This is a genomic window from Actinoallomurus sp. NPDC050550, assembly GCF_040655075.1.
Lineage (GTDB): Bacteria > Actinomycetota > Actinomycetes > Streptosporangiales > Streptosporangiaceae > Actinoallomurus.
This window is the reverse complement of sequence record NZ_JBFAJC010000012.1, coordinates 1-25277: the sequence shown is the minus strand read 5'-3', so window position 1 is coordinate 25277 and position 25277 is coordinate 1. Positions and strand designations below refer to the sequence as shown.

Sequence of the window (25277 nt, the reverse complement as noted above, 5' to 3'; positions counted from 1 at the left end):
CTGATCGGCCGGGGGGCGGTGAGCATCGACGACTGCATCGCCGACGTTCGGCGGGCGGTTGAACACTTCGTGAGCCTGTCCGCATCGTACGGGCTCGATGACAGACCGCGCGCATGCCGCCGTCGACGGCGAGGTTCGCGCCGTGATCACGCCGGCGTCGTCCGTCAGGCGGATCGGAGCGGTGATGGCCGTGTCGGGTCGACGGCTCGCAGCCGGCCAGGGTTCAGGACCAGGCGATCTCGCCGGTTCGGCCGGTCAGGGCGCTGGGATCACCGGCGGGACCGTGGATCCCCGCGTTTGAGCACGGTGTGACCGAGTTCGATAAGGCGGCGGGCGGTCTCGCGGCCGAGTCCCTTGTTCGCTCCGGTGATGAAGGTGATCGTCACGTGGTCATTGTTCGTCCGCCCGTGACACCCCGGCCAGGGACGCTTCGACGGTAGGACCAGCTGTACCACCATCGACGTCACATTCGATGGCCGAGGATGCACGAAGATGGGCATCATGCGCACGACACCCGGGGCCGGGCTGGGCGCGATGATCCGTGTCTGGCGGGATCGGCTGCCCCCGTCGGCCGCGGCGTTGCCGGTGGGCCGGGCACGCCGCGCGGTCGGGCTACGCCGCGAAGAGCTCGCCGAACTCGCCGGCGTGTCCGTCGACTACATCGTGCGCCTGGAGCAGGGGCGGGCCACGACGCCCTCGGCATCGGTGGTGGCGTCGTTGGCACGCGCCCTGCAGCTGTCGACCGCCGAGCGGGATCATCTGTACCGCCTGGCCCGTCTCGCCCCTCCGGCGGACGGCGCGGTCTCCGACCACATCCCGCCCGGCGTACAGCGGGTGCTCGCCCGGCTCGGGGACGTCGTGGTCGCCGTGTTCGCGGCGGACTGGCGGCTGGTCTGGTGGAACCGTAGTTGGGCTGCGCTGCTGGGCGATCCATCATCGTCGTCACCGCAGCTGCGCAATTTCGCCCGCGACAGGTTCCCGATAGGTGCCGGACCTGCTCGCCTCGCGCTATGGCCGGTGACCGAACGGGACAGGGACGCCATCGACGCCGCCGTCGTGTCCGACCTGCGTCGCGCCACCGGCCGGTTCCCTCACGACCTGCGCCTGGCCGAGCTGATCCGCGTGTTGAGTACGGGCAACCAGCGGTTCGCCGAGCTGTGGGCGACCGGTACGGTGGCCGCTCACCGTGAGAACCATAAAACGATCGAGCACCCCTCGGTGGGGCCGGTCACCGTGGACTGCGATGTGCTGACCGACGGTGACTCCGAGCTCAAGATTGTGATCATGAGTGCCGTGCCCGACAGCGCGGATGAGACCAAGCTGCGGCTCGCCGCGACCGCTGGTCCGCCGGTCACCACGGACAGCTCGCCCACGCGCCGGTAGGCGGGGTACGCGCCGTCCCCACCGGAGGCTCAGGCCGCGGCCGCCCGGGGGCGGGGTCAGTGCGCGAGGTAGCCGCCGTCCACCGGCAGTACGGTGCCGGTCAGGTAGCCGGCGTGTTCGCCGGCTAGGAGCAGGAGCGCGGCGGTCAGCTCGTGGGTCTCGCCCCAGCGGCCCATCGGCACCTCCCGGCGCACCATGGCGAGGGCGACCGGGTCGTCGCGGGACGCTTCGTTCATCTCGGTCAGCACCGGCCCGGGAAGCAGGCAGTTGGCGGTCACCCCCGTACCGGCCAGCTCCAGCGCCAGGGACCTGGTCAATTGGACGACCGCGCCCTTCGACGCGGCGTAGCCGGCGCGTTCCGGGGCTCCGACCACGCCGAGTACGGATCCCACCGTCACGATGCGCCCGTAGCCCGCGGCGGTCATCCGCTTGCTCGCCTCCCGCACGGTGTACCAGGTGCCGTAGAAGTTGGTCGCCATGCAGGCGTGGAGCACGTCGGTGCCGAGTTCGGCGACGCTGCCCCGAGCCAGCGTGCCGGCGCTGGTGACCACGATGTCGGGCCCGCCGAGCCGCTCGGCCACCTCGTCGACCATGGCGCGTACCTGGTCTTCGGCGGAGACGTCGCAACGTATTCCGATGGTCCCCGGGCCGATCCGCTCGGCGCACGCCGTGGCGCGGTCCGGATCCCGCGAGGTGATGGCGACCCGGGCCCCGGCGGACGTCATGGCACGCGCCGCCGCGAACCCGATGCCGGAGGCGCCGCCGGTGATGAGCGCCGTACGGCCGACGAGGGAGAACACGTCCGACATGCGCCGATCGTAGGGACCGGCGCGCGGGCGGGCCCCGGCTCTGGTCTGGTGAGCGGACCGCCGGTGTCGCATGATGGGTGTCCGGCGATCATTGAAGGGTCTGGCCAGGTGGAGTCATTAGGGCTCGCGGAGAGTGGCCGGGTGTACCGCTCCGGTCGTGAATCATGCGTCGGCGAGCAGTGACGGGCGCAGCCGAACCCTCCGAGAGCGTGGTGCAACACGCGTCGGTGGGGCCGTTCGGGACGATTTTCCAAGCGGGCCGCGACATGGTCGTGTACGAGGCGGAGGCCCCGTATCGCCTGTCGTGGTGGCCGAAGCCGACGGGCGTTCCGTCGGCCGAGCAGGCGCGTGCGCAGCCCAGCCGCCTGCTGCGCGCGTCGACCGCCGTGGTGCCGTTCACCGGCCGCGGCGACGAGCTGGCCGATCTGCGGGCGTGGCGCGACGGGTCGGCGCCGCAGGCCGTACGGCTGGTGCACGGCGTGGGTGGTCAGGGCAAGTCACGGTTGGCCGGGCACGTCGCCGAGGCATGGAAAGGGGACGGCTGGCAGGTTCTCGCCGCGCATCACCGCCGCGATCCGGCGGCACCCGCCGCATTCGAGCCGGAGGGCCTTCGGACGGCGAACCGGCTGTTGGTGATCGCCGACTACGCCGAGCGCTGGGACTCGACCGATCTGCTGAGACTGCTCGCCGATCTCGGCCGTCCGGCCGACGCCGCCGTACGGGTGCTGCTGCTCGCCCGGCCGGCCGGAACCTGGTGGCAGACCCTGGCCCACCGGATCGAGGCGGATCTGGGATGGGAGAGCGACTCCCAGGCACTCGGGCCCGTCGAAGCCAGTCCGGCGGGGCGGACGAGACTGGTCGAGATCGCACGAGACCGCTTCGCCGCATTGCTGAACATCCCGGACGGTCACCTCATCGAGGTGCCGGAGGGGACAGCGGCACATGATGAGTACGGTCAGGTGCTGGCGGCGCACATGGCCGCGCTGGCCGCCGTACTGGCCCACGACCAACGCGTTCCGGTCCCGGAGGGCCCGGTGGCGGTCTCGACGTTCCTTCTGAACCGCGAACGCGTCCATTGGCAGGCCTTGCACGACCGGGTCGACGGCCCACTGACCACCAATGCCGACGTGATGGGCCAGACCGTCTACACGGCCACCCTCACCGGCGGCCTCCCGCACCACGATGCCGTGGCGGCCCTCCAGCGGATCGGGGTGGAGTCCTCCCAGCACCCCGGCCAGATCGTCAAGGACCACGCCCTGTGCTATCCGCCCCCGGCAGGGCGCGGAGCCGGCGTCGCGGTGCTGCAACCGCTGTATCCGGATCGCCTGGGTGAGGACTTCATCGCGTTGACGACACCGGGCCATCCCTACGACCACCCCAGCGACCCCTGGACCGAGGGCGCCGCGGACCGCCTCCTCACGCCCGACGGCACCCCGACGTGGACGCGGCCCGCGCTGACGGTGCTCATCGAGACCGCGCGCCGCTGGCCGCATGTGGCGGACGGCCAGTTGTATCCCCTGCTTCGCGCCCATCCCGAGCTGGTGCTGCAAGCGGGCGGTGCCGCGCTGGCCTCCCTCGCCACCATGCCCGACGTGGATCTGTCGCTTCTCGAGACCGTCGAGGCCCGGCTGTCGCACGAACGCGATGTCGATCTGGATCCCGCCATCGCCGCCTTGACCACGCGCCTGGCCGAGCACCACCTCACGCGTGCCAGGCACCCCGCCGAGCAGGCACGCACCTTCGCCAAGCTGGGCACGCGGCTGACCAACGCCGGCCTTTATCACGACGCCGTCGAGGCGGATCGCAAGGCCGTCGACGCCTACCGGCGGCTGGCCGAGTACACCCCCAGGGCACTGGTCGAGCTGTCGGGGGCGTTGGGCAATCTCGGCATTGCGCTGTCCCGGCTGGGACGGCACGCCGAGGCGTTGGCTCCTTCCCGGGAGGCGGTGCGGATCGACCGGCGGCTGGCCGCGGACGGATCGCGGACGAGCCGCGCCTACCTCGCGGCATCGCTGAACAACCTGGGCAATCGGCTCTCAGCGCTGAGCCGCCACGTGGAGGCGCTGAGGGTCGCCCAGGAGTCGGTGCAGATCCGGCGACGACTCGCCAAGGCCGATCCGGACGCCTACCGGGCCGCATTGGCCAGTTCGCTGGACAATCTGGCGAACCGGCTGGCGGCTTTGGGAGAGCACGAGAAGGCGCTGGAGGCCACCGACGAATCGGTGTCCCTGTACCGGCGGCTCGCCGCCGACAACCGCGCCATTCATCAGGGCGAGTTCGGCACCGCGTTGGACAACCTCGGGGTGCACCTCAACAACCTCGGACGGCACGACGAAGCGTTGCGGATCGTTCAGGAGGCGGTTCAGGTCCGCCGCGAGCTCGCGGAGTCGAACCCTGCCGTCTTCACATCCGGTCTCGCCGGATCACTGGGAAATCTCGCCAGCCTCCTGGCCGCTCTGGGACGACACGAGGAATGCCTGACGGCCGCCGAGGAGGCCGTTCGGCTGTACCGGGTGGTGGCCCACGCCAATCCGGGAGCCGCGCAGCGCCACCTCGCGGCCGCCCTGTGGAATCTCGGTACCGCGCTCCGCAGCGTGGGGCGACGTGAGGAGGCGGCGGAAGCGACCGGGGAGGCGTTGCGGCTGTACCCGCCGTTGGCCACGGCCGACTCGGACATGATCCAGTATTGATGGCCGGCGGCCGATCTGAAACGTTCACTATCGCACGGCCTCGGTCAGGGTTCGCTTGACCAGGCGGCCCTCCTGCATCACCAGGACGACGTTCGCCGGGTCGCCGAGCAGGTCGATGTCGGCGACCGGGTCGCCGTCGCACACCACGAGGTCGGCGATCTTTCCCGGTTCGACGGTGCCGAGCGTCTCGTCCAGGCCCAGGAGCCGGGCGGCGTTCAGCGTGCCGGCACGGATGGCCTCCAACGGCGACAGGCCCAGTTTCGTCATGTGGCCGAGCTCCCGGAGGTTCTGGCCGTGCGCGAGGACACCCGAATCAGTACCCAGCGCGATCCGCACGCCGCGCCGGACCGCCTCACTCAGCCGTTCCGTCGCGGACTCGGCCATGCGCATCTTCTTCTCGTACGCCGCGGGCGTGAAGTGCTCACGCGCGACGTGGAACGTCGACAGGGTCGGGACCAGGAACGCGCCCTTCTCCAGCATGAGGTCGATGCCCTCATCGTCGATGAGGTATCCGTGTTCGATGCTAGACACACCGCCCCGCAAGGCGTTCTTGATGCCCTGGGCACCCTGTGCGTGTGCGGCGACCGGCCGGCCGCGATGCCGGCGGGTCTCGTCCACGACCGCCGCGATCTCCTCCACGGACAGGCCCTCGTCCTCGGGCTGATCGCTCGGGCTGTTCACGCCACCGGTCGCGCAGACCTTGATGACGTCGGCGCCGTCGCGGAGGAGCCGCCGCGTGGCCAGGCGGGCCTGCGCCGGATCGTCGACCAGTTCGCTGAACGGGCCGAGAAGAGAAGACGGGTCGAAGCCCGTGGGCAGGCCGAAGTCCGCGTGTCCCCCGGTGTGGCTCATCAGCCGGAGTGCGACGTGCAGCCGGGGCCCGTCGATCAGGCCGAGCGCCACCGCGTCCCGGTAGCCGGCGTCGATGCCGCCGAGGTCCCGCGCCGTCGTGACGCCGCCGTGCAGCGTCTTTCGCATCTGCTGGGCGCGCTCGAAGACGGTGACCGTCGGACGGTTGGTCAGCAGCCTCCCCGTGAAGTCGGTGTTGCTGTTCATGAGGAAATGCAGATGGCAGTCGAAGAATCCCGGCAGCAGCGTGCGGCCACCGAGATCGATGACCGTCGCGCCGTCGATCTCCGGTCTCGAAGCCTCCGGCCCGACGTAGGTGAATCTGCCGTCCTCCACCACCACGGCCACCGACTCGACCGGAGCCGCACCGGTGCCGTCGATGAGCCGGGCACCGGTGAACACAGCAGGTCGGGTCCTGTCCTCCGTCATTTCCTACTCCGATTCTGTGCCGGGCGCGCGGTCAGGGATGTGCACCTCGACGATGCCGGTGGCGCAGACGGTGCCGTCGGCGGCGGTCTCGGTGAGCGCCAGTTCGACGAGATGGCCGTCGCCCTCCTCCCGTACCGTGCTCACCGTCGCCGAGCAGGTCAGGGGCACGTCCGCGTACGCGGTCGCGCGGTTGCGCCACTCGACGCGGCGCAGCACCGCGCCGGAACCCGCCCAGCGCAGCACCGTGCGGGCGAACATCTCTCCGTGCAGCGTCGACTGCACCACGACGTCGGGGAACCCCTCCGTACGGGCGTGCTCCTGGTCGTAGTGGATCCGGTGGGAGTTCCAGCTCACCGCGCTGAAGCGGAACAGCCGTACGCGCGTCGGCGTGAACTCCAGCGGCGGGCACACCGTGCCCGGTTCAAGCTCCATCGCCGTCTCCCAGCACGATCACCGACTCGTCCGACACCACCAGTGGGGTCCCGGAGTCGTCGAAGTACTCGGTGCGCAGCCCGAGGACCACGAAGTCCCCGGCCTTGCCGTGCTTGCGGTCCGCGCCGGTCAGGGAGCGCTCGGCATGGATCGTCATGCCGGCCCGCACCGGGGCGAGCAGCCGTACGGCCTGCCCGCCGTGGACCTGCCGGACCGGCAGGCCTTCGGTGCACGGTGACTCCTGCGCGCCCAGCCCGTCCGGTCGCAGTTGGTCCTCGGGCGGGCCGTCCTCCCAGCTGAGGATGCCGGTCAGGAACATGGGCGGCGCGATGACCGGACGGCCCGCCGCCTCCGCCGCGCGGGCGGCGACGGCGTACTCGTCGTCGCCGACCGCGATGGCGTACCGGCACAGGTCCCGGACCGTGACCTCGCCGAGGCGGACGCGCTCGGTCCGGCCGCGCAGCCGGGCGGCGCGGGCGCTGACCTCTTCCAGGGGATCGCCGGTCATGAGACGTACTTCTCGTACCAGCCGCGGAGCATCACCGTCTTGAGGTCGGGCCGTGTTTTGATCAGCTTCTGTCCGAGGAGGAAGTCCAGTTCCTTACCGGCGGAGGTGTAGTCGGCGTCGGTGAAGCCGCGCCCCGCGAAGTTGATCTCGGGGAGAACCTTGACCGTCGTGTCGGCGGGCAGCTTGACCTGTTTCTGCGTCGCCTCGGCGGCGGCCTTCGGGTCCTTCGTCACGATCTGGTCGGCCTGCGCGACGACCTTGAAGATCTTGCCGGCCGTGTCGCCGTGGCCGCTCAGCCACTTCTGGTCGGCCAGGAGCCACTGGACGTACCCGACGCCGAAGTCGCCGATCCGGCCCGCGAGGTGGCCGCCCTCCTTGACGCCGTTGGCCGCCCACGGCTCGAACAGGATGTAGCCGTCGATCGAGCCGCGTCCCAGCAGGCCGGGCATGTCCGGCGGAGACCCCTTGACGATCTTGATGCTGTTGGGGTCGATGCCGTTGTGCCGCAGGTACGCGTGGGTGGCGTACAGGCCGAGGCCCTGGATGGAGCCCATGGTCTTGATCTGCTTCGGCGAGTCGACGCCCTTGCGCAGGACGACCTTGAGGTAGCGGTCGGAGGACTGGAAGACGCCCATCGAGCGCAGGTTCGCGTTGTTGGCCATCAGGGACAGCGCGGTGGAGTCGGCGTTCGCGGAGATCTGGGCGGTGCCGGCGACCACGGCCTCGGCGGCGGCCGGTCCGCCCTCGACCTGCATCAGCTGGACGTTCACCCCGGCCTTGGCGAACATGCCGCGTTCCACGGCAAGGTAGAGCGGCGCGTACGACGGGTCGACGCCGACGGCGATGCGGATGACCGGGCCCTTGGCCCCGGCGTTGGCCGCTCCGGCGTCCGTCGACCCCGACGTGCAGGACGCGGCCAGGACCAGTGCGGCACCGGCGACGACGGCGGCGCGGGCGCGCCGCATCACGGGCTTCATGCCGTCTCCTCGGCGAGTTCGAGGGCGATCTGGGTGATCTGGTCCTCCTGACCGCCGACCAGCCGGCGTTCGCCGCAGCGCAGCAGGATCTGGGCCGGGTCGACGCCGTAGCGCTCGGCGGCGCGGGCCGCGTGCCCCATGAAGGAGGAGTAGACGCCGCCGTATCCCATCGCCAGGGAGAGTTGGTCGACGACGCACTCGCGGTCCATGATGGGCCGGACCACCTCCTCCGCGACTCGCATCATGCCGAACGTGTCGATGCCGGTGCGCAGGCCGAGCCGATCGCAGACCGCGACGAGCGCCTCGGTCGGAGTGTTCCCGGCACCGGCGCCGACGCCACGTGTGCAGCCGTCGACCTGCACGGCGCCGGCGCGGAACGCGAACATCGTGTTCGCAACGGCCAGGGAGAGGTTCTGGTGCCCATGGAAGCCGATCTGCGCCTCCCCGCCGATCTCGGCGAGCATCGCCTCGACCCGCTCGGTCACCTCGTCGAGGACGAGCGCGCCCGCCGAGTCGGTGACGTACACGCACTGGCATCCCGCGTCGACCATGGTGCGCGCCTGTTTCGCCAGGTCCTCCGGGCTGAGGCGGTGCGCGAGCATGAGGAAGCCGACCGTCTCCAGGCCCATCTCGCGGGCGAGCCCGAAGTGCTGCTCGGAGATGTCCGCCTCGCTGCAGTGAGTGGCGATGCGGATCACCGAGACGCCCAGGTCGTGCACGGCCCGGATGTCGTCCTTGGTGCCCACACCGGGCAACATCAGCGCGGCGATCTTCGCCTGCCGCGCCTCGGCGACCGCCGCCTTGATGAGGACCCGCTCGTCGGTGCCGGACATGCCGTACACGTAGGACGAGCCGCCGAGCCCGTCGCCGTGGGTCACCTCGATGACCGGCACGCCGGCCGCGTCGAGTTCGCGCACGACGCCGCGGACCTGTTCCTCGGTGAACTGATGCCGGACGGCGTGGCTGCCGTCCCGCAGGGTCGAGTCGGTGACCCGGATGTCGAGGCCGTCGCCGTACGCCATCACGCACGTCCCTTCGTCAGCAGGTGCTCCGCGAGGACATCGCCGACGCGCGCGGCGGCGGCCGTCATGATGTCGAGGTTCCCCGCGTACGGCGGCAGGAAGTCACCGGCGCCCTCCACCTCCAGGAAGATCGCCACCCGTCTGCGTGCTTCGCCCGACCAACCTGCCCCGACCGACCTCCCGTTATGATCCGTGTCGAACTGCGGGTCGGACAGCAGCCGGTAGCCCGGCACGTAGCCCGCCACCTCGGCCGCGATCTCCTTCACCGACGCCGTGATCGCCGCCTCGTCGGCGTCGTCGGGGATCGAGCAGTAGACCGTGTCGCGCATCAGCACGGGCGGATCCGCCGGGTTCAGAATGATGATCGCCTTGCCGCGCTTCGCGCCGCCGAGCACTTCGATCGCCCGCGACGTGGTACGGGTGAACTCGTCGATGTTCTGCCGGGTGCCCGGGCCTGCCGACAGGGAGGCGATCGACGCGACGATCTCGGCGTACGCGACCTCGGCGACCCGGGACACCGCGTACACCATCGGGATCGTGGCCTGCCCGCCGCAGGTGACCATGTTGACGTTGGGCGCGTCCAGGTGCTCGCGCAGGTTGGCAGGCGGCACGACGTACGGGCCGCGCGCCGCCGGCGTCAGGTCGATCGCGCGGATGCCGGCGGAGGCGTACCTCGGCGCGTTCCGGACGTGGACGTACGCCGAGGTCGCCTCGAACACGAGGCCGGGCAGCTCCGACTGCGCGAGCAGCCAGTCGACCCCCTCGGCGGACGTGGTGAGGCCCTCGGTGGCGGCTCTCGCCAGCCCCGCGCTGGCGGGATCCACCCCGATCATCCAGCGTGGCTCGACCAGGTCCGAGCGGAGCAGCTTGTAGAGCAGGTCGGTGCCGATGTTGCCGGATCCGACGATCGCGGCCGAGATCTTCGTCATCTGCGTCTCCCCGTCAGCCGAAGGTCACCAGTGGCGGGATCGCGGTACGGTCCCACTCGGCTGCGGCCGGTGTCCTCGCCGCCGTGGCCGGCGCCTCACCAGGAACGGTCATGGTTGCTTCCTTCCTGTCACCGGGCGAGAATTCCAGCCGCGTCCGCGCAGGTGTAAGCCGATCGTCCTGCTGAGCGGAACGACGGCGTCACCCGGGGTCGTGACCGTGGCCTACGGCGACCTGGCACTCGTGCCCTGCGATCATCACCGGCCACAATCCGACCCGCGACTACGCGCGTACGCCGGCCGTGAAGAAGGTGGTCGACGGTAGAGACCTCGTCATGCGGATATGCCTGTGGGCCGACTATCCGAGATACGCCGAGAAATGCACCGGCGAGCTCTAGTCCAGGACGGTCGGCAGGACGTGTTGGCGCCTCCACCGGACAATCAGAAATTGCCATCATTTGTCAACCTAGTGGAATTATCCACAAATTTGCTAGCTTGCTGTCTCTCACCTATAACGACGGGAAGTGACGGTCTCATGGGCGGACAGCAGAAGACCTTCCGGGCGCTTGAGATCGGTGACGGCGGCGACGGACGATGGGCCGAACACACCCAGGCGCTGTGGCCGACCGCAGAGGGCTGGTTGACCGACGACGGCCGGACCGAGGAAGGCGCTGCCAGGGCACGCGCGCTGTTCGAGAAGCACATGCCGGAACTGGTGCCGATCCTCGACCTGCTCGCCGGGCAACTCGACCGACCCGGCGGCGAGACGTACCTCACTCACGCCGCCATCCGGCCGTTCTTCTCCGGCTGCACTCAGCTCGGCGGCAAGGGCGTTCTGCTGCGCAACTACGATTTCCCGCCCGATGAATGCGAAGGCACAATCGTCTCGTCCCGGTTCCTGCGGCCGGTGATCGGAATGCAGGAGGCAGGGTGGGGTCTGCTGGACGGAATGAACGACGCCGGACTCGCGGTCTCGCTCACCTTCGGCGGACGCTTGGTCCACCGGCCGGGTTTCACCATCCTCATCGTGCTGCGCTACCTGCTGGAGACCTGCGAGACCGTCGGCCAGGCGATCAGCCGACTGCGCGAACTCCCCATCGCCATCCCGCAGAACGTCACCCTCGCCGACCGTGACCGGGCGGCGACCGTGTACGTGGGACCCGACACCCCGCTGATCGAGGCGACGGACGCCTGCGCCGCGAACCACCAGCACCTGCCGATCCCGGAGGACCAGGAGGCGTCCACCCGAACCCAGGAGCGGCTCGCCGCCGTTCGCGCCGCCGGCCCGGACGTCGCGGCGATGCTCCGGCCGCCGTTGTACCAGACCGCCTATGAGGTGGGGCAGGGGACGGTCTACACGGCGCACTACCGTCCGGCCGAGGGCCGGGTGACCTACCACTGGCCGGACGCGAGCTGGGAGCAGTCATTCGACGACTTCACGCCCGGTCATCGCGCTGTGACCATCGGGACGCCACAAGGTGTGGGCAATCGTTCCACGATGGCCCGCTGAGCCGCTCTCGGCTCGTCGACGCCCCGAACCGCTTCAGCCGAACGTGACCGTGACCGGGCCGAGCACGTCGAAGTCGGCCGTCACGACGTCGCCCGCCACCACGTCCACCGCACGTGTGCAGGCACCGGGGAGCACCACGTGCCCGGGCTCCAGCGCCACGCCCCGTTCGCCGAGGGTGTTGGCGAGCCAGGCGACCGCGGCGGCCGGGTTGCCGAGCACCGCCGACCCCGGTCCGCGGTCGACGAGCTCACCGGCCTTGAGGAGCCGTCCCTCGACGCGTTCCAGGTCCACGTCGCCGACCGGTACCCGGTGCCCGGAGAGCACGACGCCGGCGCTGCTGGCGTTGTCGGCGACGGTGTCGGCGAGCGTGATCCGCCAGTCGGCGACCCGGCTGTCGACGATCTCGATCGCGGCGCGCAGGTGGTCGGTGGCCGCGAGGACGTCGTCGACCGTGACGCCCGGACCCCGCAGTTCGTCCCGGAGGACGAACGCGATCTCGATCTCGGCCTTCGGGGCGAGGAGGTCCGCCGCCGTCACCTTGCCGCCGTCCTCGGTGAACATCGATGCGAACAGCACGCCGTAGTCCGGCTGGTCGACGCCGAGCATCTGCTGCATGGCCGCGGAGGTGAGCCCGACCTTGTGGCCGCGCACCGTCTCCCCTGCGGCGGTCCGCCGCCGCGTGTTGATCAGCTGGATCTCGTACGCGTCGGCCGTGTCCAGGCCGGGCCAGGTCTCGGTCGGCGGCGTGATCGCCGCACGGTCCCGCTCCGCGGCGGCCAGTGCCCGCGCCGCCTCGGCGAGCACGTCACCAGGTACGGTCATGTTCGTTTCCCTCCTGTCACGCGGCGAGGATTCCAGCCGCGTTCCGGCCTGGACAGCCGATCGTCCTGCTCAGCGGACCGCCGTTGTCAGTGCAGGTGGATGCCGCTGCCCGGGCCGAGGGGAAGGTCTAGCCCATAGAAGAGGGCGAGCAGTCGACCCCCGACACGGGAGACCTGCCAGGCGCACATGTTGACTTCCACGCACCCTCGTTAACGAGGGGGATTCCTACGGCTCGCGCCGTAGGGCTTCCTGCTTCAGCGCCGACGGCCCCGTCCGGGAGAGATCCCGCCCGAGGTCTTACACCGGCTCCACAGGCCGACACCGCCAGCCCGGCGGCCAGAAGGTTCTTCGCCGCGTTCACATCGCGGTCATGGGTAATACCGCAGGCGCATGTCCACTGCCGGACGTGCAGCGGCATCGCCGGTTGCAGCGTGCCACAGGCCGAGCACAGCTTGGAAGAGGGGAACCAGCGGTCCACTACAACCACCTGCCGACCGTGCCAGGCGGCCTTGTACTCCAGCATGCTCCGGAACTCCCGCCATGCGGCATCGGAGATCGCCCGGGACAGCCGACGATTCTTCACCAGGTTCCGCACGCACAGGTCCTCGATCACGATCGTTTGGTTTTCACGAACGAGCCGAGTCGTCAGCTTGTGCAACAAGTCACGCCTGCGGTCGGCGACCCGAGCGTGGATGCGGGCCACTTTCCGCCGCGCCTTGGTCCGATTCGCCGAGTCCTTCGCCTTACGGGACAGTTCTCGCTGCGCCCGGGCTAGGCGCTTGCGGTCACGCCGCTCGTGCCGGGGATTGTTGATCTTCTCACCCGTTGACAGGGCGAGAAGATGATCCAGACCGGCGTCCACTCCCACCGTCGCATCCACTGTCGGCAGCGGCGTAACGCTCGGGTCTTCCACCAGCAACGACACGAACCAACGACCGGCGGCGTCTTGAGAAACGGTCACCGTCGAGGGCTCCGCTCCCTCCGGCAAGCGCCTTGACCAGACAATGGCCAGCGGCTCGGCCATCTTGGCCAGGGTCAACTCCCCCTCTCGGAACCGGAACGCGCTGCGGGTGTACTCGGCGGACGCGCGCGACTTCCTTTTCGCTTTGAAGCGCGGATACCTCGCCCGTTTGGCGAAAAAGTTACTAAACGCCGTCTGCAGATGGCGCAGTGCCTGCTGCAGCGGCACGGAGGAGACCTCGTTGAGGTAGGCCAGTTCCTCGGTTTTCTTCCAAGCCGTCAACAGCGCAGAGGTGGCGTTGTAGTTCATCCGCTCGCCGCGCCCTTTCCATGCCTCGGTGCGGGCGGCCAGCGCCATGTTGTAGACCTTCCGCACACATCCGAACGTCCGAGCAAGCTCGGCGGCCTGCTCGGGCGTCGGGTAGAAGCGGTACTTGAACGCCCGCTTCACACGGATGGTCGGCATGTCGCGCAAGCTAACAGCGATCAGCAGGAAGACGCAGGCAGACGGCCAATCATCCCGGCAATTCCTCTTTGCCCACCCTGACCTTTAGGGCTCTGATCCTCTCCACACTGAAAGAGCGGAATTGCGCGCGCACGAGGCCACCGAGGCGCTGGCCCGGATGCCGGAGGTCCGCTCCTGCGGCATCTACGCCGGTCCGCACAACCTGATCATCGACGCGTGGTTGCGGGGCTCGCCGACGTGTACACGTTCGAAGCCCATCTGTCCGGGCGGATCTCCCGGCTGGACGTCCACGACCGCTGCGTCGTCCTGCGCACGTCCAAGCACATGGGGCGGCTGCTGGACCGCGACGGCCGATGCGTCCGTACGGTGCCGATCGACCTGTGGTCGGCCGAGCAGACGTCGTCGTGAGCGGCGGGACCGCGCGTGAGCCGGCCGTCCTGCTCACCGGACCGGATCCGTTGGTGAGGCGCGCCGCCGTCCTTACGGTCACCGTCATGAGCACGCTTGCCGAGATCTCGGTGCCAACGGACGAGAGCCCGCCGACCGAGGTCGACATCCTGATCGTCGGCGCCGGCCCGGCCGGTCTGTACGGCGCGTACTACGCGGGTTTCCGCGGGCTGCGGGTGGCGGTCATGGACGTGCTTCCCCAGCCGGGCGGCCAGATTACCGCCATGTACCCGGAGAAGCCCATCTACGACATCGCGGGCCTGCCCTCGGTACGCGGCCGTGACCTGGTCGACAACCTGCTGGCCCAGGCGGCGCCGTACGGTCCGGAGTACCTGCTCGGTCACCAGGCCGTGGAGCTGAGCTACGACGACGGCCGGCCCGTCGTCCGCAGCGCCCAGGGCGCGACCGTACGCGCCGGGGCGGTCGTCGTCACCGGCGGGATCGGGACGTTCACCCCGCGGCCGCTGCCCGCCGCGCGTGAGTTCGACGGGCGGGGGCTCGTCTACTTCGTGCGGCGGCTCGCCGACCACACCGACCAGGACGTCGTGATCGTGGGCGGCGGGGACAGCGCCTTCGACTGGGCCGACAGCCTGGCGCCCCTGGCCCGCTCGGTCACAATCGTCCACCGCCGCGACCGGTTCCGGGCGCACGCCGCCACCGTCGAACGCGTCCGCGAGGCGGGCGTCGAGATCCTCGTCAACAACGCGGTGACGGCCGCGGCCGGCCCGGACGGTCTGGAGACCGTGCAGGTCACCAACCTGCCCGACGGAACGACGCGGGAGCTGAAGGCGCAGACCCTCATCGCCGCACTGGGCTTCACCGCCGATCTCGGGCCGCTGCTCGGCTGGGGCCTCGAACTCCGGTCGCGGCGGATCGCGGTCGGCACCGACATGGCCACGAACCTGCCCCGCGTGTACGCCGCAGGCGACATCACCGACTACCCCGGCAAGGTCCGGCTGATCGCGGTCGGCTTCGGCGAGGTCGCCACGGCGGTCAACAACGCCGCCACCGTCATCGACCCGGAGGCCGAACTGTTCCCAGGGCACTCCACGGACGGCCCCGCAGAGAGGAAATGAGATGGCCTACGTCATCGGCGCGGCGTGCGTCGACGTCATGGACCGGTCGTGCATGGAGGAATGCCCGGTCGACTGCATCTACGAGGGAGTCCGCAAGCTCTACATCCACCCGGTCGAGTGCATCGACTGCGGCGCCTGCGCGGAGGTCTGCCCGGAGGAGGCGATCTCCGCCGACCGGGCCGCCGATCCGGACCACCGGCTGGACAACCGGCGGTTCTTCGAGGAGCCGCTGCCCGGACGGGAGGAGCCCGTCGGCTCGCCGGGGGGCTCGGCGAAGATCGGCCCGGTCGGCGCGGACACCGCGATGATCAAGGCGGGCTGACATGCGCATCGGAATCCGCCTGCCTCCCTGCCGCCCGGTCGACGAGGTGGCCGAGGCCGCGCGGCGGGCCGAGGAACTCGGCTTCGACGACGTCTGGATGCCCGACTCCCAGACCCTGTGGCGGGACGCGTACGCCACGCTGGCCTGCGCGGCCCTTCGCACCGAGCGGGTCCGCCTCGGGACGGCGGTCACCAACCTGGTGACCCGGCATCCGAGCGTCGTCGCCGCCGCCGCGCGGACCGTCGCCGAGCTCGCGCCGGGCCGCTTCGTGCTGGGGATCGGCGTCGGCAACAGCTCCGTCGAGCCCGTCGGCCTCCGCTCGTCCACCACCGCGGAGCTGCGCGCGGGCGTGTCCGGGCTCCGCGACGCGATCCCGGGGATCCCCGTCCACGTCGCGGCCAGCGGCCCGCGCAACCTCGCGCTCGGCGGTGAGCTGGGCGACGGGGTGATCCTGCTCGCGGGGGCCTCGGTGGCGCGCGCCGAGGACGCCCTGACCATCGTCGGCCGCCACGGCGCGCCACCGGAGGTGACGGTCTCCGCCTTCTGCCACGTCACTGACGACCTCGAACGGGACGCGCCCGCATTGAAGCCGGTGTGCGCGGCGATGGCGCAGAAGGGCGGCGGCGCCGCCCTCGCCGCGGCGGGCATCGAGGTGGACGTCCCACGGCGGGTCCCCGATGTCCGTCCCGACCTGTTGCACGCGGAAGACTGGGAGCACGCCGTCGACGTCTGCTCCGCGTGGGTGAGCGACGCCGACGCCGTGCGGTTCGCCGAGGAGTTCTGCCTGTACGGGACCGCGGAGCAGATCGCCGACCGGCTGGCCGGCCTGGAACGGCTCGGGGTCACCGGCGTCCTGCTCCAGCACGTCGGCTCCTACACCCTCCCCCATGAGCTGATGGAATCGCTCGGAAAGGTGCTCGCGTGATCCGCGTCCTGGAGATAGGCGACTACGCCGCGCCGGACGCCGGGCGCATGCTCGTCGGCCTCGGCGCGGACGTCACGATCGTCGAGCCGTCCGATGGCGTCCCGGCCCGCCGTACGGACCCCGTCGGCTTCGCACACCGGGCGGCCGGGAAGTCCTCCGTCCGGCCGGAGGACGCCCTCGCGCTCGCGCCCCGGTGCGACGTGATCCTCGACGGCACGTGCGGCGGTCCCCTCGCGCGAGTCGCCGCCGACCTGGTGACGGCCGCCGGGCGCGGCGTCGTCCACGTCGTGCTCACGCCGTACGGGGACGACGGCCCGGCCGCCGAATGGGCGGCGACCGACCTCACCGTCGCCGCCGCGGGCGGCATGCTCGCGCTGATCGGCCGGCCGGACCGCCCGCCGCTGCGCCCGTACGGCGACCAGGCGGACCAGCTCGCCGGGCTGAACGCCGCGATCGCGACCCTGGTCGCCACGCGCGCCGGCGGCGGCCAGCGTGTGATCGTCTCCGGGCAGGCCTCGGTCGCCGCCAGCCTGGAGTTCGGCGCGATCACCTTTATCCACACGGGCCGGGTTCCGGAGCGGACGGGCAGCACGCACCCGATGGCCCCGCACACGCTGTTCGCGACGGCGGACGGCCTCATCGCCGGTGGCCTGGGCGGCAGCCCCCGGATGTGGGACGCCACGCTCGCCTGGCTCACCGAGAACGGCACGGCCGGCGACCTGACCGACGAACGGTGGCAGGACCCGGTGTACCGGGTCCGGCACCGGGAGGAGATCTTCGACCGGCTCGCCGGCATCGTCGGCGAGCTGAAGCGCGACCAACTGTTCCACGAGGGCCAGGCGCGGCGGCTCCCCTGGGCGGCGGTACTGCGCCCGGAGGAGCTCACGGCCAACGCCCAACTGGTCGAGCGCGGCTTCTTCATCGACGTCACGACCCCCTGGGGCCCGGCGCGCGACGCGGGCTTCGCGGCCCGCGTCCACGGAGCGGCCCCGCCGGCCCGGCTACGCGTCCCCGAGCCGGGCGAGCACACCGTCCCGACGTCCGCCGAACCCGCGCGGACCGCCATGCCGGTCGATCCCGCGGCACCGGCGACCGCTGAACGCCGGGCGGGGGACGCCACGCCCGTCGCCTCCGTGACCGTCAAACCGACGCCGACCGCCGCGCCCGTCGATCCCGCCGCCTCGGTGACCGCCGAGCCGGCACAGGCCGCCACGCCGGTCGAATCCGCCGCCTCGGCATCCGTCGAACTGCGGGCGCGGACCGCGGCGCCGGGCGAGCACGCCGTCCCGGTGACCGCCGAACGGCGGGCGCGTGATGCCGCGCCGGTCGAGCCGCGGCGCGGGGCGCTGGAGGGGATCCGGGTCCTCGACCTCACCTGGGTGCTCGCCGGGCCGTACGCCACCAAGACCCTCGCCGACCATGGCGCGGAGGTCATCAAGATCGAGTCGCGGCACCGCCCCGACCCGACCCGCTTCTCCCCCGGGTTCCACCTCTCCCGGTCCGACGAGACCGACCCCGACACGAGCGGCTACTTCAACAACGTCAACCGGAACAAGAAGAGCGTCACCGTCAACCTGCGCACGCAGGAGGGCCGCGACCTCGCACTCCGGCTCGCCGCGCACTGCGACGTCGTGGTGGAGAACTTCGCGGCGGGGGTGCTCGACCGGCTCGGGCTCGGGTACGACCGGCTGCGGGAGGTCCGCGAGGACATCGTCGTCGTGAGCATGTCGGGCATGGGTCACACCGGCCCGTGGCGCGACTACGTCTCCTATGCCGACGCGGTCTCGGCGCTGTCGGGCTGGACGGCGCTCACGGGAGAGCCGGGCGAGCGGCCGGTCGGGGTGGTGTACGGCCTGGCCGACATCATCGCGGGCCACCATGCCGCGCTGGCCGTACTGGCGGCCCTGGGCGTACGCGACCGCACCGGCGCGGGGCAGCACGTCGACATGGCCCAGCTGGAGACCGCCGCCGCACACCTGGGCGACGCGATCCTGCGCGCGGACCACGGCGAGACCGTCGAGCCGCTCGGCGACCGGCATCCGCGGATGGCCCCGCACGGGGTGTTCCCCTGCCTCGGCGACGGCACCTGGGTGGCGATCGCGGTCCGGACCGACGAGGAGTTCGCCCGCCTGGCGGCCGTCGCCGGCCTGCCCGACGAACCGGGCTGGGCGACTCTGGCCGGACGCAAGGCGGACGAGTCCGCGCTGGAGGAGCACGTCGCCGCCTGGACGCGGTCCCGGCCCGCCGAGGCGGTCGCGGAGATCCTGCAGGGCAACGGCGTCCCCGCCTACCCGGTGCGCGACGGCCGTACGCTCGTCGAGCACGACGCCGCGTTGCGCGCGTGGGAGTTCTACGTGCCGCTCGCCCACCCGGCGGCGGGCACCTTCCTGCATGAGGGGCTGCCCGCGCGGCTCACCCGCACGCCGGGAAGCGTGCACACGCCGGCACCGCGCCTGGGCGAGCAGACCGCCGAGTTGCTCACCGGCCTGCTCGGCCTGGCCGAGACCGAGCAGGAGGCGCTTCGGGCGGCCGGCGTGCTGGAGTGACGTCGCCGCTTCTGTTCTCGGCGACCAGGCTCAGGTCGGCCTGGAGGAAGACGGCCCGTTCTCCGGCGCCGCCCACGGCGGCGCGGAACGCCTCTCCTTTCCCCGGGTCGCGTCCGAGGATGACGACGGTGTCTCCGCGGCTCAGGTACGTGCGGGCGAGCGCATAACCCATTCCGTCCGTGCCGCCCGAGATGACGATGGTCCGCACGATGAATCTCCTCGCAGGTGGGCCGGGTTCGCCGTCGCGATCCCCGGTCGGGTGTGGTTCCAGATCAGGCGCTGGGAAGCGTGAGTTCGGCCGCCTCCGCTTCGGAGGCAGGGGCGGTGGCCGGTGTTCCGGGTCGTGCGGGAAGCAGGACGGTGCCGGCGAGGATGATCAGGATCGCGGCGGTCATCGACCAGTAAACGTAGTGGAGACCACGGATCGCGTCGGCCTTCCCGGCCGTCTGGAGGATGAGCGCGACGACCGCGATGCCGATCGAGGCGCCGAGCTGGTTCAGCATGTAGAGAACCGAGCTGCCCTGGGGAACCAGCGGCGGGGGCAGAGTGCGGTACAGCGATCCCATCGTGGCCGCCCCGACGAACCCGAGTCCGGCGCCGACCGCGAGGGCGGCGAGCGCCGGCCAGAGCTCCTGCGTTCGCGCCCCGATCTCGGCGAAGGCGAGAGTGCCGATCACGGCAAGGGCCGCACCCACGCGTACGACGACACGTGCGCCGAACCGGTCGGCGAGCCGGCCCGCGAGTGGCGCGGCGACGGCGGCGCTCACCCCGAGCGGCGCCACCAGCAGCCCGGCCGTCAGCGCGCCGTGCCCGTGCGCCCGCTGGTAGTACAGCGGCAGCGCGAACAGGGCGGAGAACATCGTGAGGCCGGTGAGCCCCATGACGGTCACGCTCGCCGCGAAGCCACCGCGGATGAACAGCCTCAGGTCGATCAGAGGAGGCGTGCTCCGGGCGGACAACGCGTGGACCGCGTAACCGATCAGGAGGACGGCACCGGCCGTCAGCGGGGTGAGAACCTGCCATACCGTGAACGCCGCCCGCTCGCCCGCCTGCGACAGGGCGAGCATCAGGCTCGCGAACCCGGGCGCGATCAGCGCCACGCCGATGACGTCGAGCCGGGACGCCGCCGACTCCCGCTGCGGGTCACGCGGTACCGACCGGAGGGCACCGAGGAACGCGGCCAGTCCGATCGGCAGGTTGATGAGGAACATCCACCGCCAGCCCAGTCCCTGCAGCACGATCCCGCCCACGACCGGACCGAGCACGGGGCCGAGTGAGAGGACTCCGGCCATCAGCGCCATCACCCGCGCCGCCCTGTGCGGCCCGGCGGCGCGGGCCAGCAGCATCAGGACGAGCGGATCGATGAGGCCCGCCCCGACGCCCTGGACGACACGGAACACGATCAGGCTTGCGACGTTCCAGGCCAGCCCGGACGCCAGCGATCCACCCAGGAAGACCAGGAGGCCGGCCAGCCACAGCCGCCGTCCGCCGAACCGATCGACCGCCCACGTGGTGACGGGGATGGTGAGGGTCAGGGCGAGCAGGTATCCGGTGGAGACCCACCCGACCGCACTCAGCGAGGCGTGGAACGCCCCAGTGAGCGTGTCGATGCCGACGGCGACCATCGTGCCGTCCAGGATGCCCATCATCCCGCCCAGCAGGATCACCACGATCAGCCGTCGCAGCCCCGGATCCAGGTGGTGACCTGGCGTTTCCGTCATATGTCGCTCCAAACAGCACAGAAAGTAGACCAGCGCGTCCAACTTAGAAGACCAGAAAGTCTTATTCAAGCTGGTCTTGAAAAGAAGACTCATCAGTCTGGTTCGGGCGACCGCCCGGTAGGATGCACGGCATGACGGACGCGGTGACCCTGACAGGGAAGGGCCTCACGCGCGGGCGGGGGCGCATCGACAAGCGGCGGGCGATCCTGGACGCCGCATTCGGGGTCTTCGCCCGTGAGGGTTACGCCCAGGCCGGGGTGGACGCGATCGCCGCCGAGGCGAGGGTCGCCAAGGCCACCGTGTACAACCACTTCGGCGACAAGGAGACGCTGCTCCGCGAGACGTTCGCCGCCCTCGCCGGCAGCGCGCTGGAGCAGAACCTCGCGGTGGTCGAGCGGCTCGCCGATCAGGGCGGAGACCTGCGGGCGTTGCTGGAGGACGTCGCCTTCCGCCTGCTCCAGTGCTACTGCGACGACCGTTCCAGGGCGCTGCGGCGGCTCCTGTCCGCAGAGATCACCCATTTCCCGGACCTGCTCGACACCGTCCAGGGCGTGTCGGACCGGGTCACCGAGGCCCTGGCCGACCGGCTGGCGCGTCTCGCGCTGGCCGGTCGGCTGAACATCACGGATCCCCTCATGGCCGCCGAGCAGTTCTCGGCGCTACTCGCCGGCCCGGCGGACAAGCGCTCCCGCCTCGACACCCAGACGGTCCCCGACAGCGAGTTGCGCGCCGTGGCACGTGCCGCCGTGGCCACCTTCCTCAAGGCCTTCGCTCCGGCTTCCACGTGACCTGCCCGATCTGACGGTCGCCCCCGACGCCGGGCGAGCCACCCGCGCCACACCTGGGCGAGCACACGACCGATCCGCTCACCCGCCGCTGGTGTTCTCGAGTGAAGCTGAAAAAATGTACGGTTCCGTATGGAAAAAAGATCACGGCGAGACTGTGGATCTGGAAGGCTCTCGCCTCATGTCCTATCCCCCCAATTCCAACCCCGCACCGGATTCCGGTTTCGGAGGACCGGCGTACAGCCCGTACCCTCCGCAGGGATCCGGCCCGGACTCCCCATACGGCCCACCGGGCCCCGGCCCTGGCCCCGGCCCGGCGTCCCACCGGCCGCCGGGCAGCGACAAGATCAACGGTCTGGCCATCGCCAGCCTCATCACCGGTCTCATCGGGTGCATCTCCCTCGTCGGGGCGATCCTCGGCGTGATCGCGCTGCGCCAGATCAAGGAGCGCGGCGAGCGCGGCCGCGGGCTGGCGATCGCCGGCATCGTGCTGTTCTGCGTCTGGGTTGTGCTCTCGGTGATCGGCCTCGCGCTCAACAAGGGCTCCGGCTCCTCGAAGACGCCCGGAGGCCTGGGCGCGAAGCCCACGCCGACCGTGACCACGACGCACGACGTGAAGGTGCAGAAGATGCGCGTCGGCGAGTGCATCAACGACGGCAACGTGTCGGAGGCCTCAAAGGTCAAGGTGGTCCCGTGCAGCCGACCGCACGACAGCGAGGTGCTGGCCGTCTTCACCCTGCACGGGTTGATCCTGCCGAGCACCGAGAAGCTGCACGCACTGGCGAAGAGCGGATGCGAGAAGCGCGTCCAGCCGCGGCTCGACCGGGATCCGGCGGCCGACAAGCTCGCGATGTCGTACTACTACCCCACTGCGGAGTTGTGGAGAAGCGGCGACCATGGGGTCACCTGCCTCGGCGTCGCCGCCGCGGAGGGCAAGAAGCTGACGCGCCGCATCCACGCCTGACCCCCGGCGAGAAACCCGCGCGGGCCGACGCGGTCGGCGTCTCTCGAAGACGCCGACCACGCCTGCTCGCGCGTTAGCGCGTCCGGAGCGGAGTGACCCGGCTCCGGCCGGGCCCGACGCCCTCCGGCCCGCCGTCCGGACGGGTCCGGATCGGCCGGGACGAGCGCGGCTGGAAGGGCAGGAAGCGGTCCGCGCGGTGCGGGCGCGCCGGGATGTCGGTGCTCTCGACCGCCAGCATCCGGTCGAAGCGGAACGCGCGGATGTGACGGCGCAGCCGGCACCAGCCGACGAGGTACCAGTGGTCGCGGTGCACGAGGCAGGTGACCGGCTCGACCTCGCGGACCGTGACGTTGCCCTTGGCGTCGACGTAGTGCAGGCGGACGACGAGCCGCGCGGTGATCGCGCTCGCCGCAGTCCGGGCCCGGTGCGCCGTCGCGGGGTCGAGCGGGCGGGCCAGGGTCTCGAGGGTGGTGCCGACGACCTCGGCGGGCTCGAGGTCGTCGAAGAGGCGCCGCAGGGCCCGGCGCGCCGTGGCGGACTGCGGACCGGCGCCCAGGTGGGCGAGCGAGAGGGCGAGGGCGGCCACCTCGGGGGCGGGAAGCTGGGGACGGGTACGGCTTGCGAGCGTCGCGTTCTCGGCCATGATTCGATCATACGTTCGAACACTGACATTTTCAGGGCCCAACCTCGGGGATCGCGCGGCATGTTTTTCTACAAAACCTGGACGCTGCGCCAAGGAAACTTAGAATGATGGGCTGGGAGGGGGAAGCCCATGTCCGACTCCGAGGGACCGGTCTCGTTCCAGACCCGGCCCGACCTGTACCGGCACTGGCGCATCGAGCTCGACGGCGAGGTCGCCCGGCTGGTCATGTGGGTCGACGAGCGGGGCGGGCTGCGCCCCGGCTACGACCTCAAGCTGAACTCCTACGACCTCGGGGTCGACATCGAGCTGTACGACGCCGTCCAGCGGCTGCGGTTCGAACACCCCGAGGTGCGCGCGGTCGTGATCACCAGCGCCGACGACCGGGTCTTCTGCGCCGGCGCCAACATCCGCATGCTCGCCGCGTCCGACCACTCGTGGAAGGTGAACTTCTGCAAGTTCACCAACGAGACGCGCTGCGGCATCGAGGACGCCACCGAGAACTCCGGGCAGACCTACCTCGCGGCCGTGAACGGCACCGCGTCCGGCGGAGGGTATGAGATCGCGCTCGCGTGCGACCGCATCCTCCTGATCGACGACCGGTCCGCCGCCGTGTCCCTGCCCGAGGTGCCGCTGCTCGGGGTGCTGCCGGGTACGGGCGGGCTGACCCGGGTCACGGACAAACGGAAGGTGCGCCGCGACCGGGCCGACGTGTTCGCCGCCAAGGCGGAGGGGCTCAAGGGCCGGACCGCCGTCGAATGGGGCCTGGTCGACGAGGCGATCCCGCGCAGTAGGTTCGAGGAGACCGTCCGCGAGCGCGCGCGGGAGGCGGCGGCGCTGTCCTCGCGCACCGGCGAGCGCGGCGTCACCCTGCCCATGCTCGAACCGGAGATCACCGCCGACCGCGTCGCGTACCGGCACGTCACCGCCGAACTCGAGGACGACCTGGTCACCATCACGGTGCACGGTCCGGAGGGCGACGTCCCGCCGGTCGTCGACGCGGACTTCTGGCCCCTCGCCATGACCCGCGAGCTCGACGACCTCATTCTGTGGCTGCGCGTCAACGAGCCCGAACGCGGCACCTGGGCGATCCGGACCGTGGGCGATGCCGACGCGGTCCTCGCCTACGAGGAGTCGATGACGCGCGACAAGGACTGGCTCGCGGGCGAGATCCGGCACTATTACAAGCGAACGCTGAAGCGGCTGGACGTCACGAGCCGCAGCCTCGTCGCGCTGGTCGAGCCGGGCAGTTGCTTCGCCGGTCCCCTGCTCGAACTGGCCCTCGCCTGCGACCGGCAGTACCTCCTCGAACCCGCGGAGATCGTGGTGACCGACGCGAACCTCGGCGCCTACCCCATGGCGAACGGGCTGAGCCGCCTCGCCGCCCGGTTCCACGGGGACGAGGCCGCGCTGGAGCGGATCCGCGACGCGCGCGGGCGGCGCGTCGAGGCCGGCGAGGCGGAGGATCTCGGCCTGGTCACGCTCGCGCTGGACGACATCGACTGGGAGGACGAGGTCCGCATCACCCTGGAGGAGCGGGCGTCGCTCAGCCCCGACGCGCTCACCGGCCTGGAGGCCAACCTCCGGTTCGGCGGACCGGAGACCCTCGAGACCAAGATCTTCGGACGGCTCTCCGCCTGGCAGAATTGGATCTTCAACCGGCCGGGCGCCTCCGGCCCCGACGGGGCCCTCAGCAGGTACGGCACCGGAAAACGAGCGAGCTTCGATCGGAAGCGAGTCTAGGCTTATGCACGCCGACTACCAGGAGAAGATCCCGAACAACGTCGGGCTGGCCGACGATCGGCGGCTGCAGCGGGCGCTGGAGTCGTGGCAGCCGAGGTTCCGGCAGTGGTGGGCGGAGATGGGTCCCGAGCTGCCCACCGAGGACGTCTACCTGCGCACCGCCGTGAACGTCGGCCGCGAGGGGTGGGCGCACTTCGGGCACGTGCCCGTGGCCGACTACCGGTGGGGCGTCTTCCTGGCCGAGCCGCGGGCGGACCGGCGGATCGCGTTCGGTGAGCACAAGGGCGAGCCGGCCTGGCAGAAGGTCCCCGGGGAGTACCGCGCC

General features: G+C 70.9%; 22 protein-coding genes and 2 pseudogenes. 12 read left to right on the top strand and 12 right to left on the bottom strand.

Features of this window, described 5'->3' with window-relative positions; translation table 11 throughout:
* Positions 1 to 501: 501 nt before the first annotated feature.
* A complete protein-coding gene (locus tag AB0I04_RS18440) occupies positions 502 to 1383 on the top strand; it encodes a helix-turn-helix transcriptional regulator (RefSeq protein ID WP_360885817.1) in 882 nt (293 codons plus the stop codon).
* A gap of 56 nt (positions 1384 to 1439) precedes the next feature.
* Here AB0I04_RS18440 and AB0I04_RS18435 read toward each other — a convergent pair whose 3' ends face one another.
* Positions 1440 to 2192 (bottom strand): SDR family NAD(P)-dependent oxidoreductase, encoded by a 753-nt coding sequence (locus tag AB0I04_RS18435; RefSeq protein WP_360885815.1) that lies wholly within the window; start codon positions 2190 to 2192, stop codon positions 1440 to 1442.
* A gap of 209 nt (positions 2193 to 2401) precedes the next feature.
* On the opposite strand from AB0I04_RS18435, the gene AB0I04_RS18430 reads away from it, so the two are divergent.
* Positions 2402 to 4882 (top strand): tetratricopeptide repeat protein, encoded by a 2481-nt coding sequence (locus tag AB0I04_RS18430; RefSeq protein ID WP_360885813.1) that lies wholly within the window; start codon positions 2402 to 2404, stop codon positions 4880 to 4882.
* Positions 4883 to 4909: 27 nt separating this feature from the next.
* Here AB0I04_RS18430 and AB0I04_RS18425 read toward each other — a convergent pair whose 3' ends face one another.
* The 6 genes from AB0I04_RS18425 to AB0I04_RS18400 are packed head-to-tail and all read right to left on the bottom strand — an operon-like array spanning position 4910 to position 10028.
* Entirely contained in the window at positions 4910 to 6160 is a 1251-nt protein-coding gene (locus AB0I04_RS18425) for an amidohydrolase family protein (protein ID WP_360885812.1), read from the bottom strand.
* Between the two features lie 3 nt (positions 6161 to 6163).
* Entirely contained in the window at positions 6164 to 6592 is a 429-nt protein-coding gene (locus AB0I04_RS18420) for an acyl dehydratase (protein ID WP_360885810.1), read from the bottom strand.
* Positions 6582 to 7100, bottom strand: coding sequence for a MaoC family dehydratase N-terminal domain-containing protein (locus AB0I04_RS18415; protein WP_360885808.1), 519 nt, complete (start codon positions 7098 to 7100; stop codon positions 6582 to 6584). Before AB0I04_RS18415 ends, AB0I04_RS18420 begins: the two co-directional genes overlap by 11 nt.
* Complete coding sequence (locus AB0I04_RS18410) at positions 7097 to 8077, bottom strand: ABC transporter substrate-binding protein (protein WP_360885806.1); 981 nt, start codon at positions 8075 to 8077, stop codon at positions 7097 to 7099. The genes AB0I04_RS18415 and AB0I04_RS18410 overlap by 4 nt, the downstream gene beginning before the upstream one ends.
* Positions 8074 to 9099 (bottom strand): 4-hydroxy-2-oxovalerate aldolase, encoded by a 1026-nt coding sequence (gene dmpG / locus AB0I04_RS18405; RefSeq protein ID WP_360885804.1) that lies wholly within the window; start codon positions 9097 to 9099, stop codon positions 8074 to 8076. Before dmpG ends, AB0I04_RS18410 begins: the two co-directional genes overlap by 4 nt.
* Positions 9099 to 10028 carry an acetaldehyde dehydrogenase (acetylating) gene (locus tag AB0I04_RS18400; protein ID WP_360885802.1) on the bottom strand — a complete coding sequence of 310 codons (930 nt, stop codon included), beginning with the start codon at positions 10026 to 10028 and terminating at the stop codon, positions 9099 to 9101. The genes dmpG and AB0I04_RS18400 overlap by 1 nt, the downstream gene beginning before the upstream one ends.
* A 532-nt stretch (positions 10029 to 10560) precedes the next feature.
* On the opposite strand from AB0I04_RS18400, the gene AB0I04_RS18395 reads away from it, so the two are divergent.
* Entirely contained in the window at positions 10561 to 11535 is a 975-nt protein-coding gene (locus tag AB0I04_RS18395; RefSeq protein WP_360885800.1) for a C45 family peptidase, read from the top strand.
* Between the two features lie 33 nt (positions 11536 to 11568).
* On the opposite strand, the gene AB0I04_RS18390 is transcribed toward AB0I04_RS18395, so the two are convergent.
* Together AB0I04_RS18390 and AB0I04_RS18385 are read right to left on the bottom strand one after the other, a co-directional pair.
* A complete protein-coding gene (locus AB0I04_RS18390) occupies positions 11569 to 12357 on the bottom strand; it encodes a fumarylacetoacetate hydrolase family protein (protein WP_360885798.1) in 789 nt (262 codons plus the stop codon).
* 225 nt (positions 12358 to 12582) lie between these two features.
* Positions 12583 to 13783, bottom strand: a pseudogene (locus AB0I04_RS18385) (RNA-guided endonuclease TnpB family protein).
* A 216-nt stretch (positions 13784 to 13999) separates the two neighbouring features.
* Here AB0I04_RS18385 and AB0I04_RS18380 point away from each other — a divergent pair.
* The 5 genes from AB0I04_RS18380 to AB0I04_RS18360 all read left to right on the top strand — a co-directional run bounded on the left by AB0I04_RS18380 (position 14000) and on the right by AB0I04_RS18360 (position 19099).
* Positions 14000 to 14191, top strand: coding sequence for a hypothetical protein (locus tag AB0I04_RS18380; protein WP_360885797.1), 192 nt, complete (start codon positions 14000 to 14002; stop codon positions 14189 to 14191).
* Positions 14192 to 14277: 86 nt separating this feature from the next.
* Positions 14278 to 15306, top strand: a complete 1029-nt coding sequence (locus AB0I04_RS18375) for an NAD(P)/FAD-dependent oxidoreductase (protein WP_360885795.1) — start codon at positions 14278 to 14280, stop codon at positions 15304 to 15306.
* A gap of 1 nt (position 15307) precedes the next feature.
* Positions 15308 to 15628 (top strand): ferredoxin family protein, encoded by a 321-nt coding sequence (locus AB0I04_RS18370; RefSeq protein WP_360885793.1) that lies wholly within the window; start codon positions 15308 to 15310, stop codon positions 15626 to 15628.
* 1 nt (position 15629) lies between these two features.
* Positions 15630 to 16553 carry an LLM class flavin-dependent oxidoreductase gene (locus AB0I04_RS18365; protein ID WP_360885792.1) on the top strand — a complete coding sequence of 308 codons (924 nt, stop codon included), beginning with the start codon at positions 15630 to 15632 and terminating at the stop codon, positions 16551 to 16553.
* The gene (locus tag AB0I04_RS18360; protein WP_360885790.1) at positions 16550 to 19099 is read left to right on the top strand and encodes a CoA transferase; all 2550 of its coding nucleotides are present in this window, start codon (positions 16550 to 16552) and stop codon (positions 19097 to 19099) included. Before AB0I04_RS18365 ends, AB0I04_RS18360 begins: the two co-directional genes overlap by 4 nt.
* On the opposite strand, the gene AB0I04_RS18355 is transcribed toward AB0I04_RS18360, so the two are convergent.
* Together AB0I04_RS18355 and AB0I04_RS18350 are read right to left on the bottom strand one after the other, a co-directional pair.
* Positions 19032 to 19307 (bottom strand): SDR family NAD(P)-dependent oxidoreductase, encoded by a 276-nt coding sequence (locus AB0I04_RS18355; RefSeq protein WP_360885788.1) that lies wholly within the window; start codon positions 19305 to 19307, stop codon positions 19032 to 19034. The two genes, AB0I04_RS18360 and AB0I04_RS18355, sit on opposite strands and share 68 nt — an antisense overlap.
* A 64-nt stretch (positions 19308 to 19371) precedes the next feature.
* A complete protein-coding gene (locus AB0I04_RS18350) occupies positions 19372 to 20820 on the bottom strand; it encodes a DHA2 family efflux MFS transporter permease subunit (protein WP_360885786.1) in 1449 nt (482 codons plus the stop codon).
* Between the two features lie 131 nt (positions 20821 to 20951).
* Here AB0I04_RS18350 and AB0I04_RS18345 point away from each other — a divergent pair, with 131 nt between their 5' ends.
* A complete protein-coding gene (locus AB0I04_RS18345; protein WP_360885784.1) occupies positions 20952 to 21608 on the top strand; it encodes a TetR/AcrR family transcriptional regulator in 657 nt (218 codons plus the stop codon).
* A 178-nt stretch (positions 21609 to 21786) separates the two neighbouring features.
* On the top strand, positions 21787 to 22569 hold the full coding sequence (locus AB0I04_RS18340; protein ID WP_360885782.1) for a DUF4190 domain-containing protein: 783 nt from the start codon (positions 21787 to 21789) through the stop codon (positions 22567 to 22569).
* Positions 22570 to 22642: 73 nt separating this feature from the next.
* Here AB0I04_RS18340 and AB0I04_RS18335 read toward each other — a convergent pair whose 3' ends face one another.
* Positions 22643 to 23212 (bottom strand): WYL domain-containing protein, encoded by a 570-nt coding sequence (locus tag AB0I04_RS18335; RefSeq protein WP_360885780.1) that lies wholly within the window; start codon positions 23210 to 23212, stop codon positions 22643 to 22645.
* A 129-nt stretch (positions 23213 to 23341) separates the two neighbouring features.
* On the opposite strand from AB0I04_RS18335, the gene boxC reads away from it, so the two are divergent.
* On the top strand, positions 23342 to 24952 hold the full coding sequence (boxC, locus tag AB0I04_RS18330; RefSeq protein ID WP_360885779.1) for a 2,3-epoxybenzoyl-CoA dihydrolase: 1611 nt from the start codon (positions 23342 to 23344) through the stop codon (positions 24950 to 24952).
* Between the two features lie 4 nt (positions 24953 to 24956).
* Positions 24957 to 25277, top strand: a pseudogene (locus tag AB0I04_RS18325) (benzoyl-CoA 2,3-epoxidase subunit BoxB); the annotation flags it as partial.